The organism is Mesorhizobium hunchu (genome assembly GCF_040081975.1).
Classification (GTDB): Bacteria; Pseudomonadota; Alphaproteobacteria; order Rhizobiales; family Rhizobiaceae; genus Mesorhizobium; species Mesorhizobium hunchu.
This window is the reverse complement of sequence record NZ_JBEBMG010000006.1, coordinates 312,893-330,818: the sequence shown is the minus strand read 5'-3', so window position 1 is coordinate 330,818 and position 17,926 is coordinate 312,893. Positions and strand designations below refer to the sequence as shown.

The window sequence follows — 17,926 nt, the reverse complement described above, 5'->3', positions numbered from 1 at the left end:
GGCTTCCTTCAGCTTGAGGTGCGCCGGAACCGGCCGGCCCTGGTAAGTTCCCGTCTTGAGGATGACCGAACACCAGAAGTCGGTCATCTTCTCCAGATGCGGCTCCCAGTCGTCGGCGATGTGGCGCTCGAAAATCGGCCCCAGCCGCTCGTTTTTACGCACCCGCGCATAGAAGGCACGCACCAGCCGCCCGATGAAGGCGCGATCCACCTGCGGGTGCTCCAGCGGCTGCTCCGTCACGGAGCGGATTCGGTCGAGAGGCTGCGGATCCATCGGCTTCCGATATAAAGTAGTATTCCAGATACCACTTTTTACAAGCGCGCACCCTCATCCGCAAGGCACGAAACGTCGCAGGTTCGCGGATGTTCGGCTTCGGAGGATGTTGTTTCAAAGTTCAGACACAGGCCGCGGTTCAAAAACCCGGCAGCAAGGACTACAGCGCAACCCCAGCTAGAGCTACGGCTGTCAGAACAAGCGAGCCAAAACTTGCGGCGATCACGATCGCGCCGAAGAAGAACGCTAGCGCTCCAATAATATCAGGTGTGCCCGTAGATTCTGTCGTGATGCCGCGCAATTGAAGCCCTCATTCAAGCTGAATTCGTACGAGACAGACAGGGACAGGAGAAAATCGGCCGATGTCAAGATTGCTCCAATTAACCTCACATGTGAATAGGAGACGATGGTTTCCGCAATGAGTTCGATCGGCTCAGAGGCCCAAGGCGACGTTCGATAGCGGCGTGTCCGCTTTTGGACGGTGTGAATCCAAGCGTGAACGACTGAAACGGGGCGCAAAGCTGTCATCCATACTCATGCGCAAACTGTCTTTTATGTCGGCCCCTGGCGACTAGGCAAAGTTTGCCCAAGGCTTCCCCCAAGCTTAGTGCGTGACCATACGGGCTGCAGATTATGCTCTTGACGTCCCTCTAGGATCTGGGCACAGAAGTGATGCACAAATTGTGGCGAGGCCACTCCGACAGAATGAATTTCGCAGCGGGATCAACGATCTAGCCGGGAAGCGATGTTTTACTGGGTGCGAATCCAGGTTCCCCAGCCATCTTCCCTTCCCGGCATTCGACTTCATCGGGAAATTCGTTTCCGGCGAATCCGTTTCGGGGACCATCATGTCCTTGCGCTCGAAACTGAGGCACGGGCCGAGGCCTCGAAGCCAAAGTCCGTCATCGGCAGAGTTATGCCGTTGCGCAAGGCGAGGTCGCTCCATGCGCTGGGCTGGATGGTGGATCATCGGTCGGCAGGAGAATTGGCCAGCGAAGCGTTGTCTCGAAGATGGGCCACGGTTCTGCGACCTTCTTCACAAGAGCGGCTGCCTGCCGTTCGGCGTCCGGCAGGGCGACCCAGAGAAGGAAATGTCCGCTTCCGGTCCGTAGCGCAGCGCCGCTTTCGCCGAACCGCGCATGGAATTGCGGCAGGAAGTCCAGCCGCATGGGCAACAAGGCCTGTTGCAACAACGGCAATTCCCGAGCGGCTCGAAACGGCCTTAGATACCAGGGCCGATCATCCCGGAGCGGCTTGCTGACGAGGTGCGGGTCTCCATATTGGCTGAGATTGTCGAGAACGCGACTCAAAAGCTTCTCGGCCGCTTGATCCCAATCCGCGTCGTTGTCCGCAAACAGGGTGAACCCTGCCTGCTCGAAGCAGACATCATGGTTCACGGGTGCCGGCCAGATCGCCAGCAGGCGGCAGTCTCCGGAAACAAGGAGGCCCGCCTCGTCCTGCGGCACGAGTGACCAGTGGACCTGAAGCGCGGGTGACGGGAAAGCAGGCATTGGCAAGGCGACATACAGCGGTTCGGCGACGGGATGGCGAAACAAGGCAAACGTCGCATAATGGATCGATGCTGTGAAGGAAGCCTCGATTTTGAGGAGGAGCGCGTTCGATGATCCAGCGTTTCAAGGACGACTTCGTCAGCCGGGAACATCGCTTCAGCCTCGGCACCGATCAGGGGACAGGCGGCACTTACCTGTCGACGCCTGTATCCGGATTTACGGCCGCCGCCGAGTGGGAAGCCTATTTCACCATCACCGCCGACCAGTTCGCCCGGTTCCGCGCCGATCCGTCGACGGCCGACGATTTCACTGAAGACTGTCGCATGGGACGAAACAGGGAATTCCTCATCTATCCAAGGTGACACGGACTGGTTGTATCGATCGACCGGGTGGCTATAGTCGCCGCTGGGCAGGGGCTGGGGAGACGAGGATGAGATTTCCGCTGCTCGCTGCCGCCTTGCTGGCTGTTACGTTTTCACTCGATGCTCATGCCCAGTACGACCCCGGTGCGACGCTCGATCTCGGCACGGGCATGGGAGCCACCGCCCTGGGCCAGTCGATCCTGGGCGGCGCACGACAGCTCGGGCAGAAATCCCGGCACTCCGAGGAACTGTCACCGACCATGAAGGCCTATTGCCGGAAATGGCCGAACGAAGGCGTGTGCAAGGCCGACCGGGCGCGGCGGGCCGGCAAGAGGCAGCCGACCGCTCGTGTGGGCCGTCCCAGCCGGCGCGACATGAATGCGATGATGCGGGCGATCGCGCCCGAGTACAATCGGCGTGTCCGGCTGTACGGAAAGGCGAAGGCCGACCGAAGGCTGGCGAAGACGGCGCGGGAAATGGGAAGACGGGATGGTGCTGCGGCCCGCCGGGCCAGCGGAAACTGAGGGCTGGGCAATGACGGCAGCAAGATCGGCGTTGCTTTTCCTCGCATTGACCCTGATGACAGCGCCTGCCGTCGCCCAGGCCATCGATTTCCTAGGGCTGCCGGGTCCCATCGAACTGGACGGGAAATCATACGAACTGGCATGGAGTTCCCAGCCGTCGGAAAACTACAGCAAGCAGGAATACGTTCCCACAGGCCAATCTGTCGAAAACTACGACCAGATGCTTCTGGTCGAGCGCTTGACCGGCGATGTCAAAGTCATCGACGCCATCAAAAATCAAATCGCAATGCTGGAAAAGCGGAAAGGCGCCGACCCCCTCACCCATTTCGAGGTCCTGCAAAATGACGCTACAGGCGAGGTTGTCCTCGACTTCCTGGTCAGCGCCAAGGATACGAAGGGCGAATATGTGATCGAGTGGAATCTGTATCGCTACGCACCGACCAGGTCAGGCGTCCTGCTGTTCGCCCTGAGCCGTCGGGCCTACGGGAACGCCAACGCGAAGGCGTTCCTTGGCGGCTTGAAACAATTGCGCGCCGCGCAGACGGGCGTTTTCCTGAAGGCGGCCTTGCCGCAACCGCAGAATTAGGAACAACGACAGTTCCGACTTAAGTGATCGCCCAAAATGCAGAAACGCGGAATTCTTCTCATTCTACCGGTCTTGTGCCTCGGCGAGGTCTGCCTTGCAGCGGGGGTGACAGTGGAGCCCTCGTCGATCGCGGCTGGATCGCCCGAATGGGTTGCGAGCGCCGGGGACAAATCACCGACCGATGCGATGGTGGACATCGGGAGCATGCGGCAGATAGGCGATGCTCTGGAGGTGGATATCCGTTGGCCCCATATGCCGGCCTCGTACGGCCCCGAACTGGCTGAAAAGGACCGTGTCGTCTGCCTAAAGGACCATGCGATCTCGTTTGCGGTCGAGGATGGTTTCGTTTCGGCGGATGGTGAGCATCACATCAAACAGACGTACGATCCGGCTCGTCGACGCGAGGAGGCCGAACGGCAGGATTCCCAGATGCCAAAGATCGGCGCCGGATTTTCGTCATATGGGCCGGATCCGCGCAGCATGGCGTGCTGGGCAGCCGCCCGCAAATGTGCCGGCGAACCGTTTACCTGGCCGCCGCCGCCCAACATGACGCCGCTGGAGAACACGGCCGAAGCGCTCAAAATGAACAGTGACTACAACAAGCCATTCGTTCCGACCTGCACACTCGATTGACGGAGTGTGTATCATGACCCTTTGGGGCGTGCTTCGCCGCGATGCATCGCGGGATATACGACCGTCGCATCGGGTTCGATAACCGCGCCCTTCGTGAGTTGGGCGCGTTCGACGCGGCCTCCTCCCATGATGTGGAACACCGTCTCTCCGCGCGCGATCAGATAGTCCGACACGATGCGCCGGTGACATCGCCACCAGACCGCCTCCGAGCACATGATCGCAGAGCACTTCCCTTGCCCTTCGGAAATCAGACGTTCGAGCCCTTCGTGGAATTCGGCTGTCAGCGCATAGTCGGCGTAGTTGTGGAAGCTCGTATTCGTCCAGAAGCCGTTGACCTCCCGGGGCAGCGCCCGGTTCCTGCGGCGGAGGCCGCCCAGTGCGGCGATATAATCATACGATATCTGGAAAGCCGCCAGGGATTCCGGCAGACGATCCGCGTTGAACTGCGGGTTGGCTCGCGACATCGGCATCTTCCTGATGTCGACCAGGAGTTCGATTTGTACCTGGCGCAAAAGTCCGATGAAATCATCGATGTGCCGGTTGGAATGACCGATGGTGAAAAACGGCAGCGTCACGTCAAGCTGTCAGGCGCAATCGAGGGCACTGCCCTTGTGAGCGGCGATATGGTCGGTCTTGTCGCTCCTGATCTCATACTGGGGATCGTCTTCGGTGGCATGGTGCGTATGTCCTTTGTAGTCGAAATCTCGCGTGTGGATCGCGATGATCGTACCCGACACGCGACCTGCCTCGGAATTCCAGGTCACATGATCACCGATGTCAAATCGCTTCGTCATCTCGCCGACTCCTCGTCCGGTCTGCCGCAGGTGCCGGAACAACCAGTTGCGCCCGCGTTCGTTCCCACCTTGTCCCGAAGCGGTCCGCTCCGTCGAGAGCCGGTCAGCCGTTGAACGATCTGCCGCCCTTCCACTTTCGACATTGGAACTGTCATCTTCGCTGCGCTACTAAAGCGCTAGCCAGATTCGAGGGGTGGCATGTCCAGATCCATCAGCACGTTCGCGCTCGTTGTCGTCCTGACGGCGCTGCTCACGGCTTTTTCGCTGCTTCTGGTACGGCAGGGCTACGGGTTCGGCGCGATTGGCGTGAAACGCCTGGACGGGCTGGCCAGTTCCGCCTCGTTCATACCGCTGGCAGCGCTCTATTTCTTGGGCGTGGCGTTGCTGATGATCCTGCCGCTGCGCGCAGCGGCCTTCGTGCTGGTGAGCGCGGTGGAGACGACCTATCTCGCTGCGCTGGTGCTGTTCGCCACGATCGTCGGTTGCCTGCTCGGCCGCGTCGCCTTCGGGCAGTTCGCCATCCTGCGCGGCCTGCTCGACTGGCAGTTCGTGTTCGTGGCGGCGATCGTCGTGTGCCACGCGCTTCTCAACGAGTTGCGGCGCAACGTGCTGTTGCGCAGCCTGATGCTCGTCGCCAGCGTCGCGGCCACCCTTGCCTGCCTCTACTGGGCATTCCGCTTCTGAACGCGAGGGAACCTGCTCTCCTGTTCGCCGTTGGAGGCGATGCAAGGGAGTCCGTCATGGAACGCGAGACAAAACCGAAACGCGTGGCGGAAGACAACAGGAAGCCTCCGAAGCCGCCGGGCAGCGACCCGAAAGACAAGCCTGTCCGGGATACGCGGGAAGACCCAACCCCGAACCCCGGCGGGAATGCCGCCGACCGGCGGCCGAGCCGGCGGCCTTAGGTAACGCCGGGAGGCCTCTGAGCCGCTCAGACCGCAAGGCCCTTCGTCAGTTCCAGCGCCTGGCGCTCGAACAGCCTGCGGTAGATGCCGCCGTGGAGGCGGATGAGCTGGTCGTGCGAGCCCTCCTCGACCACCTCGCCCGCATCGAAGACCAGCAGCCGGTCGAGCGCGCGCACGGTGGAGAGGCGGTGTGCGATGACCAGCGTGGTGCGCCCCACCATCAGCCGCTCCATGGCCTGCTGGATCAGCACTTCCGATTCGGAGTCGAGGCTCGAGGTCGCTTCGTCCAGGATCAGGATCGGCGCGTCGGCGAGGAAGGCGCGGGCGATCGCCACGCGCTGGCGCTCGCCGCCCGACAGTTTCACGCCGCGCTCGCCCACCAGCGTCCCGTAGGCCTTGGGAAGCCGCATGATGAACTCGTGCGCGCTGGCCAGCCGAGCCGCCTCCTCGATCTCGGCCTGGGTGGCGTCCGGTCGCCCATAGGCGATGTTCTCGGCCAGCGTGCGGTGGAACAGGATCGGCTCCTGCTGCACGATAGCGATCTGCTGGCGCAGCGACGCCTGCGTCACCTGCGCGATGTCCTGCCCGTCGATGACGATCCGGCCGCCGGTCACGTCATAAAGACGCTGGATGAGCTTGACGAAGGTCGTCTTGCCGGAGCCGGAATGGCCGACGAGGCCGACGCGCTCTCCGGGCCTGATCTCCAGCGAGAAATCGCGGTAGAGCGGCAGTCGGTGATTGCCGTAGTGGAAGGTCACGTGCTCGAAGGCGATGGCGCCCTCCCCGATCCGGATCGGAACGGCGCCCGGCGCGTCGGCCACGCCGAAGGGCTCGGCCTGGATGTCGACGAGTTCCTCCATGTCGTTGACCGAGCGCTGCATGTTGCGGATGTGGACGCCGATGTCGCGCAGATAGCCCTGCAGCACGAAGAATGCGGTGAGAACGAAGGCGACGTCGCCGGCGCTCGCCTCGCCCCACGACCAGAGAAGCAGGGCCGTGCCGATGACGGCCGCCCGCAGTGCCAGCAGCATCGTGCCTTGTGTCGTGCCGTTCAGCGTGCCGCGCATCCAGGTGCGGCGCGTACGGCCGCGCCACTTGCCGACCACGTCGGCGAAGCGGGCTTCCTCGCGCTCCTCGGCGCCGAACCCTTTGACGACTGCGTTGCAGCTTATGGCGTCGGCCAGCGAGCCGCCGAGGCGCGTGTCCCAGATGTTGGCGAGCCGCGCCGCCGGGGCGACGTAGCCCAGCGACAGCACGGCGGTGACCGCGATGAAGACGATCGAACCCAGCGCCACGACTGCGCCCATCAACGGCCAGTACCAGCCGAGCAGGAGGGTCGAGCCCAGCAGCATCACCACCGAGGGAAACAGCGCGATCAGGATCGTGTCGTTCAACAGGTCCAGCGCCCACATGCCGCGCGTGACCTTGCGCACGGTCGAGCCGGCGAAGGAATTGGCGTGCCAGTCGGTCGAGAAGCGCTGGACGCGCCGGAACGCGTCGGCCGAAATGTCCGACATCATCTTCAGCGTCAGGTCGGTGATGCCGATAAAGGCGAGATTGCGCATCACCACCGCCGCCAGCGCCAGACCGACCAGCCACAGGAAGGCAGAGACGGCCGCTTCCCATGCCGCCGCGTCGGTGGCCGCGCCGCGCGCCACCGCGTCGACCAGCCGGCCGGAGTAAAGCGGCGTCATCACGTCGGCGAGCGTCGCGACGAGGAAGGTGAGAATGATGAGCGCCAGCCGTCCAGGCTGCCGGCGCCAATGCGCGAAGGTGAACCCCAGAACGCTGGCGAATGCGCCGCCGCGCAGATCGATCCTGAAACGAGTCATGATGTCGTCCGGGCAGAAAGGCCCGGCTCCGGAAAGTATCGAATGAAGAAAAACCGCGGGCGCCGAAGCGCCTTGTCGGAGCGAATGTGCCGAGTCCGCCGAAAAACGGCGGCGCGCGTGCCTAGGCCTGGCGGCCCTTTGTAGCGATGTCGAATCCTGGCATTCGTGACCTCCCGAGGGGGGAATCGCGGAAGTGCCTTTCTATTTGCGGCGCCAGTGCCGGACAAGCCCCGTCCGGTCACAAATCGCAACTGGCTGAATCGATCGCGTCAATCTGCAACAGAGACTGCGGCGGTCAAATCTGGCGATCCAGACGCATCTCGTTCCCATCCGTTACACGCCGGAACCCGAAACGCTCGTAAAGGCCGTGCGCGTCGCCTGTGTTGAGCATCCAGGTCGAAACGGTGCGCAACTCAGGATGCTCCAGCAGGGCGGAGACCAGCGCCTTGCCGACACCCCTGCCCCTGTGATCCGGCCAGACAATGACATCGGAGATGCGCGCGAACACGCTGCGGTCGCCGGAGGCGCGCGCGAACCCCACCTGCTTGCCGTCAAGAATCGCGGCCGCGCAGACCGAATGCGCGAAAGCCCGCTTGTTGATCGCGTCGGTGCGCGAGCGGCCCCAATAGCTTTCCCGAAGCAGCCGCGACGTCGTTTCGAAATCGAGATCGGCCAGATCGTGCGATATTCGCACCATCCCTGTCATTCCTTGTCGCGGAACCGGTTGGTGATGGGGTAGCGACGGTCGCGGCCGAAGTTCTTGCGGGTGATCTTCACGCCGGGCGCCGCCTGCCGGCGCTTGTATTCGGCGATGTAGAGCAGATTTTCCACGCGCGCCACGGTCTCCCGCGGGTGGCCGCGCGCCACGATCTCCTCCACGCCCATCTCGTTCTCGACCAGGCATTCGAGGATATCGTCGAGCACCGGATAGGGCGGCAGCGAATCCTGGTCGGTCTGGTTCTCGCGCAGTTCCGCCGAGGGCGCCTTGTCGATGATGTTCGCCGGGATGACCTCGCCGGACGGTCCGAGCGCAGTCGGCGGCACATGCGCGTTGCGCCAGCGCGACAGGCCGTAGACCTGCATCTTGTATATGTCCTTGATCGGGTTGAATCCGCCGTTCATGTCGCCATAGAGCGTAGCGTAGCCGACCGACATCTCGGACTTGTTGCCCGTCGTCACCACCATCGATCCGAACTTGTTGGAGATCGCCATCAGGATGGTGCCGCGCGCGCGGCTTTGCAGGTTCTCTTCCGTGACGCCGGATTTCGTGCCCTCGAAAAGTTGCGTCAGCGCGTGCTGAAAACCTTCCACCGGCTCGAAGATCGGCACGATGTCGTAGCGGCAGCCGAGGGCGCGGGCGCAGTCTTCGGCGTCCTTCAGCGAATCCTTCGACGTGTAGCGGTAGGGCATCATCACGCAGCGCACCCGTTCCTCGCCCAGCGCGTCGACGGCAAGCGCCGCGCAGATCGCCGAATCGATGCCGCCGGAAAGGCCGAGCACCACGTCCTTGAAGCCGTTCTTGTTGACGTAGTCGCGCAGGCCCACCATGCAGGCGCGGTAGTCAGCCTCCTCCTGGTCCGGCAGGCGCGACATCGGGCCGGCCTTGCAGATCCAGCCCTCGGTGGTTCTGTTCCACGTCGTGACCGCCAGCGTTTCCTCGAACTGGCTCATCTGGAAGGCGAGCGATTTGTCCGTGCCGATCGCAAACGACGCGCCGTCGAAGACAAGCTCGTCCTGGCCGCCGAGCTGGTTGGCATAGACGAGCGGCAGACCCGTCTCGATCACCTGCCTGATGGCCACCTGATGGCGCACGTCCATCTTGCCGCGATAATAGGGCGAACCGTTCGGCACGAGCAGGATCTCCGCACCGCTCTCGGCCAGCGTCTCGCACACGCCGAGATCGCCCCAGATATCCTCGCAGATCGGTATGCCGATGCGCACGCCGCGGAAATTGACCGGCCCGCCGACTTCCGGCCCAGCCTGGAAAACGCGCTTCTCGTCGAACTCGCCATAGTTCGGCAGGTCGATCTTGTAGCGCTCCGCCAGCACCTTGCCGCCGTCGGCGACGATTACCGCATTGTGGGTGCCTGAGGGCCGTTTCAACGGCGTGCCGACGATGACGCCGGGGCCGCCGTCGCCCGTGTCGGCGGCAAGATCGAGGGCCGCGCGCTCGCAGGCCCGGAGGAAGGCGGGCTTCAGCACCAGATCCTCCGGCGGATAGCCGGAGATGAAAAGCTCGGTGTAAAGAATGAGGTCGGCGCCCTGGCGAGCTGCGTCCGCCCTCGCCTCGCGCGCTTTGGCAAGATTGCCGGAGACGTCGCCCACTGTCGGGTTCAACTGGGCGATGGCGATGCGGAGCGTGTCGGGAGCGGATGTCTTCGTCATATCCGGGATTTAGCCTGCGCGGGCGGCCACGACAACGGCATTCGCTTGGACCATCATGCGGCCACTGTATTGCCGGGCCGTTCCGGCACTGGAATTCTACCGGCCGGCATATCCTTTCGCTGCTGGCGACCGGCCGGCTCTTTGCGTATTTCTAGGCACAAGACATCACTCATCGCGACCGAAGGACGACGAGGCGATCCATGCACAAATCCATAGAGGACCTTGCCAAGCGCTGGCTCAAGCGACGGCCCGACGGGCTTTCGCTTCTTGAGCACAGGGTTCTGGAAAGCACGATCGAGCGGCGGCCGATCGCACAGGACATCAACAAAGCCTATGCCAGCAAGCAGACCTTCGGCGACAGGGTGGCCGACGCCATAGCGCGCTTTGGCGGCTCATGGTCGTTCATCCTCGGCTTCATCGCCTTGCTGTTCGCATGGACAATCGGCAACGCCTGGCTGCTGGGCCGCGAATCCTTCGACCCCTACCCGTTCATCTTCCTGAACCTGGTCCTGTCGATGATCGCGGCGCTTCAGGCACCCGTCATCATGATGTCGCAGAACCGGCAGGCTGAGCGCGATCGCATTGATGCCGCCCACGACTACGAGGTGAACCTCAAGGCCGAGATCGAGATCATGGCCCTGCATGAGAAGCTGGACGAGCTTCGCCATCAGCAGATCATCGCCTTGCGGGAAGACGTGAGCCGCATAGCCGGGCAGTTGCAGCGCCTGGAGGATCGCATCGCGGCGGCAGGCGGCGCCGGCGCCTCGGCGAAATGACCGGGTTCATCCATCATCTCGTCGAACAGTACGGACTGGTCGCGGTCTTCGCCGGCTGCGTGGCGGAAGGCGAAAGCGCGGCAATCCTGGGCGGATTCTTCGCCCACCAGCACGTCTTCGTGACATGGCAAGCCTGGCTGGCGGCCTTTTTCGGCGCCTTCGTCGGCGACACGTTCTTTTTCGTGCTCGGATACAGTTTCGCCGACCATCCACGCGTGGTGCGCCTTCGCAGGCGGCCCGGCTTCAACCATGCGTACCAGCTTGTGCGAAGCCATCCGAACCTGTTCGTGCTGTCGAACCGGTATATCTACGGAATGCGGCTCGTCGGCGGCATAGCCTCCGGCCTGTCAGGCATTTCCGTCATCCGTTTCGCGGCGTTGAATGCGATCTCGTCGGCTATATGGGCCGCGCTTTTCACCGCCATCGGCTATGTCTTCGGACTCGGCGCCGAACGGTTCGTCGGCCGGGCGCTGGTCCATCACGAGCGCTTGTTGATCGCTCTCGGGATCGGCGCCGTGATCGCGCTCGCCGCCTTTCTGGTGGCGCACCATGTCGCCGGTCGGGAACGCAAGCGCGAGGAAAGCTAGATCGGCGCACCGGTGATGCGTTCCACGACGGCGATCAGCCACACGCCGGCGGTCAGCACGCTGGTGATCAGGACGGCCAGCGAGCCGCAATCCTTGGCGAGCTGGATGTCGATGTTGAACTCGCGGCTGACGGCGTCGCAGGTCGCCTCTATGCCGGTGTTGAGCACTTCCACCAGCATCAGCACCAGCACGGCGCCGACCAGCAGCGCATAGCCGCGCCACGACGTCGACACGAACCAGGCGACCGGCAGCGAGACGAGCAACAGCAGCAGTTCCTGCTGGAAGGCGGTCTCGCTGCCCGCCAGCCGCCGGAACGCGCGTATGGAATTGTAGAAAGCACTGATCAGTCGCTGCATGGAAGAGACACCCTGCCCTCGCCGGCGATGCCCGGCAAGGTTCGATTTTGCAGCGCTTATCTCCTGTCTTTCATTTGTTCGCAACGGCGATCGTCGGGCTCGAGCGCTGGAACTGCGGCAAGCCGTCGCAAATCTCGTAGTAATCGCCCTTGTCGGCCACGAAGATGTGGCTTTCGCCTTTCAGCCCGGAAGGCCTGTCGAAGGCGCCAGCCATGATCGAGACGCTGTCCGCGTCATTGCGCTTCCAGAACAGCACGGAGCCGCAGGTGCGGCAAAATCCGCGCCTGGCGTCCTCGGACGCCGCATACCAGCCCAGCGACCCGTTCTCCTCGATCGTCAGATCCCTGTCGGCGCTGCTGGTGGCCGCCAGGAAATGGCCAGTCTGCTTGCGGCATTGCGAGCAGTGACAATAGACGACGCCGCGCAAGGGACCGCGCGTGCGGAATTTCACCGCGCCGCACAGGCACGAGCCGTCATGAATTTCCGCCATTTCGCTCTCCGTTTCGTTGTCCCGTGCAAACTGCCATCTCGTCCGGCATGGCGAGGCCACGATTGCGACGCGTGAGCCTGACGTTTGGGTAATCATCTGGACAGGACTGAACAGAATTGGCAAATGAGAAGTTTTCGTAAGTCGTTCAAATTAAGAAAACTTTAGCCGAACAGCATCTATATTTGCGCTTACGGAGATCGAATTGGGGCGGCTCCTTCGTGGCTGAACTTGGTACAATCGAAGCAACCCCGCCGCACGGCGACGAGGCCCTTGCTGCCTCGTCGGAAACGAACTCGAACAGCGGGCCTCACATGCAGCCGGCAGTCGCGACGCCAGACCGAAATTCCGACCTGGCAACCGCGGTGGTCACGACCATGCGGCAGCTTGGCGTCGTCGGCCTGCCGCGCAATTACGAGATATTCTACGAGGCGTTGAGTGGTTCCAACCCGGAACTCAGCCTTGCCGTGGTCGCGCTGAGCAGCAGGCCGACGCAGGAAGACCTCGATCGCATCGGGCGCAGGTTCTTCGCCCAGAACCACGGCCCCGGCATCGTCGAGCAGGCGCGCGACGTTCTCGCCAGGGAACTCGAAGACATCGCCTCGCTGCTGCGCAACGAACGCGGCCACATCGAAAAATACGGGCGGATCCTGAACGAGACCTCCAGCGGCCTCAACGGCCGCAACGAATTGTCGCGCGACTTGCTGAACAAGATCGTCGGCGCGGTATCGACGGCGACGACCTCGACGATCGATCACGGCCGGCAGATGGCCGTCACCCTCGACGACAAGTCGGCGGAACTGGAGACGGTCAAATCCAAGCTCGAGGAATACAAGCGCCTTGCCGATACCGATCCGCTGACGCAGATATGGAACCGCCGCGCCTTCGACAAGGAAATCGCGCGAATCTACAACAGCAACAGGGGCATCCTGTTCAACGCCCTCATCCTGGCCGACATCGATCGGTTCAAGGACATCAACGACCGCTTCGGGCATCCGGTCGGCGATCGCATCATCCAGATCGTGGCCGGGATATTCCAGAGCAGCATCCGCGCCGACATGTTCGTGGCGCGCACCGGCGGCGAGGAATTCGCCCTCATCATCGAAGGCGCCAGCGAAGACACCACTTTCGAGATCGCCGAGCGCATCCGGCTCCTCATCGAGCAGACGCCTTTCGCCAACACCAAGACCGGAGCCGCCTACGGCAAGGTCACGGTCTCGATGGGCCTGTGCATGGCGTCCGAGGCCGACAGTCCCGAAGACCTCTACACCAAGGCGGACCGGGCGCTCTACCGGTCCAAGGTCAGCGGACGCAATCAGGTGACCAGGCACTCGGCGATGGCCGGGCGCGGCAAGAACTGGATGCTCTACAGGAAGGACTGACCGGCTCCGGCGCGCCGCACATGCTGACCCGGGATATGAAAAAGGGCGCTCACGGCGCCCTTTCGTATGTCAGGCCCGTGGCCGGTCCTATTCCGCCGCTTGCGTATGCGCCTGGCGGGTGCCGCTCTTCTTGAGAAGGTCGGAAACCAGGAACGCCAGCTCGATCGACTGGTCCGCGTTGAGGCGCGGGTCGCAATGCGTGTGATAGCGGTCCTGGAGGTTCTCGGCGGTGATGGCGCGCGCGCCGCCGGTGCATTCCGTGACGTTCTTGCCAGTCATCTCGATATGGATGCCACCCGGATGCGTTCCTTCCGCATGATGCACCTCGAAGAAGCCCTGGACTTCCTTGAGGATACGGTCGAACGGGCGGGTCTTGTAGCCGGCGGCGGTGACGGTATTGCCATGCATGGGATCGCACGACCACACCACGCTGCGGCCTGCCTTTTTGACCGCGCGAATGAGCTTCGGCAAATGGTCGGCCACCTTGTCGGCGCCGAAGCGGGCGATCAGTGTGAGCCGGCCGGGCTCGTTCTCCGGGTTCAGCGTGTCGATCAGCCTGAGCAGACCGTCCGGTTCCAGCGACGGACCGCATTTCAGGCCGAGCGGGTTCTTGATGCCGCGCGCGTATTCGACATGCGCATGGTCGGGCTGGCGGGTACGGTCGCCGATCCAGATCATGTGGCCGGAGGTCGCGTACCAGTCGCCGCTGGTGGAATCCACGCGCGTCAGCGCTTCCTCGTAGCCGAGCAGCAGCGCCTCGTGGCTGGTGTAGAAATCGGTCTCGCGCAGCGCGAAATTGCTTTCCGACGTGATGCCCACCGCGCGCATGAATTCCATCGTCTCAGTGATGCGGTTGGCCAGCGATTCGTATTTCTCCGCCTGCGGGCTGTCGGAGACGAAGCCGAGCATCCATTTATGCACGTTCTCGAGGCTGGCATAGCCGCCCTGGGCAAAGGCGCGCAGCAGGTTGAGGGTCGCGGCGGATTGGCGATAGGCCATCTCCTGACGAGCCGGATCCGGCACGCGCGCCTTCTCGTCGAACGACGTCCCGTTGATGATGTCGCCGCGATAGGACGGCAGCGTCACGCCGTCTCTTGTCTCGGTGTCGGCGGAGCGCGGCTTGGCGAACTGGCCGGCAACACGGCCGATCTTCACCACCGGCTGCGAGCCGGCGAAGGTCATCACCACCGCCATCTGCAGGAAGACGCGGAAGAAGTCGCGGATGTTGTCGGCGCCGTGCTCGGCGAAGCTCTCGGCGCAATCGCCGCCTTGCAGGAGGAAGGCGTCCCCGGCGGCGACAGTCGCCAACTGCTTCTTCAGCTTGCGCGCCTCACCCGCGAAGACGAGCGGCGGAAAGGTCGCGAGGCGGCCCTCCACTTCCTTTAGCGCGGCCGCGTCCGGATAGGACGGAACCTGGCTGATCGGCTTGTCTCTCCACGAATTCGGCGACCATTTCGTCATTTCGACACCTAACGCTTGCGCGGACACGAGCGCCCGCTCCCCGCTCCCGATGGACCGTCGGCTCATATGGGAATGGCGGCTCCTTACAGGAAGCCGGATGTCTATTCTAGCCCGGTTTTGTCCACGCGGCGACCATTTGCCGAAAGTCGCTTCAAAGGGCGGACGGGAACGGCGAAGGAATGCGGCCGGCCAACCAGTAGGCGACGAGCCCGATCCATTCGCGCATCGCCGTCGTCGTGTTAGACAGCGCGTCGGCGGAATTATCGGCAAAGAGCGAAATTGCCTCCCTGCCCGAGGTCCGATAGTCGACGGGCCAAGGAACTGTCGGAAAGCCGGCCTTGTCGAACAAGGCCTTGGCGCGCGGCATGTGGAAAGCCGAAGTGACCAGCAGCCAGGTCTCTCCCGGCTTCGGCTTCACCAACGCGCTGGTGAAAAGAGCATTCTCGTAGGTGTTGCGCGACTTCGCCTCAAGGATCAATCGACCCGGATCGACGCCCAGCGCCGTCAGCAGCCTTTGCGCGCTCGTGGCGTCGCTCTCGCCTTCAAGCAGCAGGGTCCCGACGCCGCCGCTGACGACGATCCTTGCTTCGGGATAGCGGCGGGCGAGAACCGCCGCCTCCACGAAACGGTCGCCGCCGGAGTTCAGTTCATAACCTCCGCGCGCGAGGTTGATCGCGCCTTCCAGCCCGCCGCCGAGTACGACGATTCCGTCCACTTTCGCCGGCGGCGGCGACGGCCGCTGGTACCGTCCCTCCAGAGGTCCGAGCATCAGCGCACCGAGCGATGTCCAGGCGGCGAGCGCAAGCGCGAGAAACGCCAGCGTTGCGGCGCCGCGCAGGACCTTGCGGTGTCCGAACCAGCCAGCAACAACGCCCACCATTAGAATGACGGCGATCAGGTTGATTGGTTGAGCGATCGCCCAGAAGAGCTTGGAAAGAATGAAGAACATCGTCAGTCCGATTCCAAATGTCCGGCGTCATCCCGGCCGACCGAGCGCCGCGAAGGGAGGGCCGGGATCCATTTCGGAATATCTGAAGCATTACGGAATGGATCCCGGATAGTCGCGCTTCGCTTCGCGGCGCACGGCTTCCGGGATGACGCCAGTAACCTACCACCATTTTTCGGGTGAGAATCGTCCCGCGGCCTGTTCGATGACATGCCCGGTCTGGAACAGCGTTTCCTCGTCGAACGGCCGTCCGATGAGCTGCAATCCAAGCGGCAGGCCATTGGCGTCCAGACCGGCGGGAACGGCGATGCCGGGCAGGCCGGCCATGTTCACCGTCACGGTGAAGATGTCGTTCAAATACATCTTCACCGGGTCAGCTGCCATATCCTGGTCGGCGACGCCGAAGGCGGCCGAAGGCGTGGCCGGGGTCAGGATGACGTCGACGCCGGCGTGGAAGACGTCCTCGAAATCCTTCTTGATGAGCGTACGCACCTTCTGGGCCTGAAGGTAATAGGCGTCGTAGTAGCCGGCCGAGAGGACGTAGGTGCCGATCATGATGCGGCGCTTCACCTCGCGGCCGAAGCCGGCGGCACGGGTGTTTTCATACATCTCGATGACGTCCTTGCCCGGCACCCGCAGGCCGTAGCGCACGCCGTCATAGCGCGCGAGGTTCGACGACGCTTCGGCCGGCGCGACGATGTAATAGGCCGGCAGCGCGTATTTCGTATGCGGCAGGGAGATGTCGACGATCTCGGCGCCGGCGTCCTTCAGCCAGGCGATGCCCTTCTGCCACAGCGCCTCGATCTCGTCGGGCATGCCGTCGACGCGGTATTCCTTCGGAATGCCTACCTTCATGCCCTTGAGCGGACGGCCGATGGCCGCCTCGTAGTCCGGCACCGGGCGGTCAACCGAGGTAGTATCCTTGGGATCGACCGAGGCCATGGACTTCAGCAGGATCGCGGCGTCGCGGACATCGCGGGCGATCGGCCCTGCCTGGTCCAGCGACGAGGCGAAGGCCACGGTGCCCCAGCGCGAGCAGCGACCGTAGGTCGGCTTGATGCCAACCGTGCCGGTGAAGGCGGCCGGCTGGCGGATCGAGCCGCCGGTATCGGTCGCTGTCGCGCCGGCGCACAGGAAGCCGGAGACCGCCGCCGCCGAGCCGCCCGACGAGCCGCCGGGCACGAACTGCTTGTTCGATCCCCCGACGCGCCACGGGTTGACCACCGGACCGTAATAGGAGGTCTCGTTGGAGGACCCCATGGCGAACTCGTCCATGTTGAGCTTGCCGAGCATCACGGCACCGTCGGCCCACAGATTGGCAGTGACGGTCGATTCATAGCGAGGCTCGAAGCCGTCCAGAATGTGGCTGCACGCCTGTGTGTGGACGCCCTCGGTCGCAAACAGATCCTTGATGCCGAGCGGGATGCCTTCCAGCGCGCCTGTCTCTCCCCCCTTCTCCAGCCTTGCGTCGGAGGCTTTCGCCATGGCTCGCGCCTTGTCGTGCGTGACGGTCACATAGGCGTTGAGGACGGGGTTGGCCCGGTCGATGGCGGACAGGTAGGCGTCCGTCAGTTCGCCGGCGCGGATTTCCTTCGCTTTCAGCTTGGTGCGGGCTTCCGCGATCGTCAGCGTCGTCAGGTCGGTCATGATGAAAGGTTCTTTTCGTAGAAGCGGGAAAAACCGGAATCGGGATAGTCGAGCACCGCGCCGCAACGGGTGAAGCCACCGCGCTCATAGACGCGGTATGCCGGTTCGAAGCCCGAGGCTTCGCCTGTTTCCAGCACGAGCCTGGACATGGCCCTGTCGCGCGCCAGCGCCTCGATGCGGCCAAGGATGCGCGCGCCGACGCGCCTGCCACGCGCTTCAGGCAAAGTGAACATACGCTTGACCTCGCCGAGGCCGTCTTCATGCGTCTTCAAGGCCCCCATGCCAACCGGACGGCCGGAGGAGTCGCGGGCGACGAAGAGCGTCACGGCCGGCTCGGCCATCTGCTCGACGGTCAACTGAAACTGGAACTCGCGCGGGGTCAGCGGGATCATGGTCTCGTTCAGCGCGGCCACCATGGCGCGCACGTCGTCCTGCAACGGCGTCTCGATGCGGATTTCAAGATCGTCCATCTCCATGCG

At 63.3% G+C, this 17,926-nt stretch carries 21 protein-coding genes; 8 read left to right on the top strand and 13 right to left on the bottom strand.

The annotated features are described in order from the left end of the window. The coding region (locus ABMA46_RS13745; protein ID WP_349000119.1) for a group III truncated hemoglobin at positions 1-273 on the bottom strand (273 nt) is incomplete at its 3' end. 914 nt (positions 274-1,187) lie between these two features. Beyond that, positions 1,188-1,829: a hypothetical protein gene (locus tag ABMA46_RS13740; RefSeq protein ID WP_349000117.1), complete on the bottom strand. Its 642-nt coding sequence runs from the start codon at positions 1,827-1,829 to the stop codon at positions 1,188-1,190. A 65-nt stretch (positions 1,830-1,894) separates the two neighbouring features. Between ABMA46_RS13740 and ABMA46_RS13735 the strand changes: the two genes are divergently transcribed. The 4 genes from ABMA46_RS13735 to ABMA46_RS13720 all read left to right on the top strand — a co-directional run bounded on the left by ABMA46_RS13735 (position 1,895) and on the right by ABMA46_RS13720 (position 3,889). Continuing rightward, complete coding sequence (locus tag ABMA46_RS13735) at positions 1,895-2,146, top strand: hypothetical protein (RefSeq protein ID WP_349000116.1); 252 nt, start codon at positions 1,895-1,897, stop codon at positions 2,144-2,146. A gap of 68 nt (positions 2,147-2,214) precedes the next feature. Continuing rightward, positions 2,215-2,670, top strand: a complete 456-nt coding sequence (locus tag ABMA46_RS13730) for a hypothetical protein (RefSeq protein ID WP_349000114.1) — start codon at positions 2,215-2,217, stop codon at positions 2,668-2,670. Continuing rightward, the gene (locus ABMA46_RS13725; RefSeq protein ID WP_349000112.1) at positions 2,636-3,256 is read left to right on the top strand and encodes a hypothetical protein; all 621 of its coding nucleotides are present in this window, start codon (positions 2,636-2,638) and stop codon (positions 3,254-3,256) included. The genes ABMA46_RS13730 and ABMA46_RS13725 overlap by 35 nt, the downstream gene beginning before the upstream one ends. 36 nt (positions 3,257-3,292) lie before the next feature. Further along, positions 3,293-3,889 carry a hypothetical protein gene (locus ABMA46_RS13720; RefSeq protein WP_349000111.1) on the top strand — a complete coding sequence of 199 codons (597 nt, stop codon included), beginning with the start codon at positions 3,293-3,295 and terminating at the stop codon, positions 3,887-3,889. 11 nt (positions 3,890-3,900) lie between these two features. Here the strand turns inward: ABMA46_RS13720 and ABMA46_RS13715 are convergent, their stop codons facing one another. Continuing rightward, entirely contained in the window at positions 3,901-4,464 is a 564-nt protein-coding gene (locus ABMA46_RS13715; RefSeq protein ID WP_349000109.1) for a DUF488 domain-containing protein, read from the bottom strand. 9 nt (positions 4,465-4,473) lie between these two features. Beyond that, a complete protein-coding gene (locus ABMA46_RS13710; RefSeq protein WP_349000108.1) occupies positions 4,474-4,683 on the bottom strand; it encodes a hypervirulence associated TUDOR domain-containing protein in 210 nt (69 codons plus the stop codon). A 198-nt stretch (positions 4,684-4,881) separates the two neighbouring features. Here ABMA46_RS13710 and ABMA46_RS13705 point away from each other — a divergent pair, with 198 nt between their 5' ends. Beyond that, entirely contained in the window at positions 4,882-5,367 is a 486-nt protein-coding gene (locus tag ABMA46_RS13705; protein ID WP_349000106.1) for a hypothetical protein, read from the top strand. Between the two features lie 247 nt (positions 5,368-5,614). On the opposite strand, the gene ABMA46_RS13700 is transcribed toward ABMA46_RS13705, so the two are convergent. The 3 genes from ABMA46_RS13700 to ABMA46_RS13690 all read right to left on the bottom strand — a co-directional run bounded on the left by ABMA46_RS13700 (position 5,615) and on the right by ABMA46_RS13690 (position 9,805). Continuing rightward, on the bottom strand, positions 5,615-7,420 hold the full coding sequence (locus tag ABMA46_RS13700; protein ID WP_349000104.1) for an ABC transporter ATP-binding protein: 1,806 nt from the start codon (positions 7,418-7,420) through the stop codon (positions 5,615-5,617). Between the two features lie 295 nt (positions 7,421-7,715). Continuing rightward, the gene (locus ABMA46_RS13695) at positions 7,716-8,117 is read right to left on the bottom strand and encodes a GNAT family N-acetyltransferase (RefSeq protein ID WP_349000102.1); all 402 of its coding nucleotides are present in this window, start codon (positions 8,115-8,117) and stop codon (positions 7,716-7,718) included. A 5-nt stretch (positions 8,118-8,122) separates the two neighbouring features. After that, on the bottom strand, positions 8,123-9,805 hold the full coding sequence (locus ABMA46_RS13690) for an NAD+ synthase (protein ID WP_349000101.1): 1,683 nt from the start codon (positions 9,803-9,805) through the stop codon (positions 8,123-8,125). 200 nt (positions 9,806-10,005) lie between these two features. Between ABMA46_RS13690 and ABMA46_RS13685 the strand changes: the two genes are divergently transcribed. Both ABMA46_RS13685 and ABMA46_RS13680 read left to right on the top strand, forming a co-directional pair. Further along, a complete protein-coding gene (locus ABMA46_RS13685; protein WP_349000099.1) occupies positions 10,006-10,581 on the top strand; it encodes a DUF1003 domain-containing protein in 576 nt (191 codons plus the stop codon). Then, positions 10,578-11,168 carry a DedA family protein gene (locus ABMA46_RS13680; protein WP_349000097.1) on the top strand — a complete coding sequence of 197 codons (591 nt, stop codon included), beginning with the start codon at positions 10,578-10,580 and terminating at the stop codon, positions 11,166-11,168. The genes ABMA46_RS13685 and ABMA46_RS13680 overlap by 4 nt, the downstream gene beginning before the upstream one ends. On the opposite strand, the gene ABMA46_RS13675 is transcribed toward ABMA46_RS13680, so the two are convergent. Together ABMA46_RS13675 and ABMA46_RS13670 are read right to left on the bottom strand one after the other, a co-directional pair. Then, positions 11,165-11,524, bottom strand: coding sequence for a diacylglycerol kinase (locus ABMA46_RS13675; protein WP_349000095.1), 360 nt, complete (start codon positions 11,522-11,524; stop codon positions 11,165-11,167). The genes ABMA46_RS13680 and ABMA46_RS13675 overlap by 4 nt on opposite strands. Before the next feature lie 70 nt (positions 11,525-11,594). Next, positions 11,595-12,014 carry a GFA family protein gene (locus ABMA46_RS13670; RefSeq protein WP_349000093.1) on the bottom strand — a complete coding sequence of 140 codons (420 nt, stop codon included), beginning with the start codon at positions 12,012-12,014 and terminating at the stop codon, positions 11,595-11,597. A 311-nt stretch (positions 12,015-12,325) separates the two neighbouring features. Between ABMA46_RS13670 and ABMA46_RS13665 the strand changes: the two genes are divergently transcribed. Then, a complete protein-coding gene (locus ABMA46_RS13665; protein ID WP_349000091.1) occupies positions 12,326-13,393 on the top strand; it encodes a GGDEF domain-containing protein in 1,068 nt (355 codons plus the stop codon). Positions 13,394-13,480: 87 nt separating this feature from the next. On the opposite strand, the gene ABMA46_RS13660 is transcribed toward ABMA46_RS13665, so the two are convergent. The 4 genes from ABMA46_RS13660 to ABMA46_RS13645 all read right to left on the bottom strand — a co-directional run bounded on the left by ABMA46_RS13660 (position 13,481) and on the right by ABMA46_RS13645 (position 17,917). Next, on the bottom strand, positions 13,481-14,854 hold the full coding sequence (locus ABMA46_RS13660; RefSeq protein ID WP_349000089.1) for a class II 3-deoxy-7-phosphoheptulonate synthase: 1,374 nt from the start codon (positions 14,852-14,854) through the stop codon (positions 13,481-13,483). A gap of 151 nt (positions 14,855-15,005) precedes the next feature. Then, positions 15,006-15,803, bottom strand: coding sequence for a YdcF family protein (locus ABMA46_RS13655; protein WP_349000088.1), 798 nt, complete (start codon positions 15,801-15,803; stop codon positions 15,006-15,008). Positions 15,804-15,962: 159 nt separating this feature from the next. Continuing rightward, the gene (gatA, locus tag ABMA46_RS13650; RefSeq protein WP_349000087.1) at positions 15,963-17,447 is read right to left on the bottom strand and encodes an Asp-tRNA(Asn)/Glu-tRNA(Gln) amidotransferase subunit GatA; all 1,485 of its coding nucleotides are present in this window, start codon (positions 17,445-17,447) and stop codon (positions 15,963-15,965) included. Continuing rightward, positions 17,444-17,917: a GNAT family N-acetyltransferase gene (locus ABMA46_RS13645; RefSeq protein WP_349000086.1), complete on the bottom strand. Its 474-nt coding sequence runs from the start codon at positions 17,915-17,917 to the stop codon at positions 17,444-17,446. Before ABMA46_RS13645 ends, gatA begins: the two co-directional genes overlap by 4 nt. Positions 17,918-17,926 lie beyond the last annotated feature (9 nt).